Origin of the sequence: Xylophilus sp. ASV27 (assembly GCF_016428875.1) — a bacterium.
Classification (GTDB): Bacteria; Pseudomonadota; Gammaproteobacteria; order Burkholderiales; family Burkholderiaceae_C; genus Xylophilus.
The window spans coordinates 1-255 of the sequence record NZ_JAELTO010000424.1 but is presented as its reverse complement, the minus strand read 5'-3'; the positions used below and the strand labels follow the sequence as shown (position 1 = coordinate 255).

At 63.1% G+C, this 255-nt stretch carries 1 pseudogene; it reads right to left on the bottom strand.

The features are described 5' to 3' along the window. Window positions 1-255 (bottom strand): annotated as a pseudogene (locus tag JHD63_RS23630) (hypothetical protein); the annotation flags it as partial.

Here is a 255-nt window from a genome sequence, read left to right as displayed (position 1 = left end):
GCGCCGACGGTACGGCCGCCTTCACGGATGGCGAAGCGCAGGCCTTCTTCCATGGCGATGGGGGCGATCAGCTTGACGGTGATCGACACGTTGTCGCCGGGCATGACCATTTCCTTGTCGGCCGGCAATTCGATGGCGCCGGTGACGTCGGTGGTGCGGAAGTAGAACTGCGGGCGGTAGTTGTTGAAGAAGGGGGTGTGGCGGCCGCCTTCGTCCTTGCTCAGTACGTAGACTTCTGCGGTGAAGTGGGTGTGC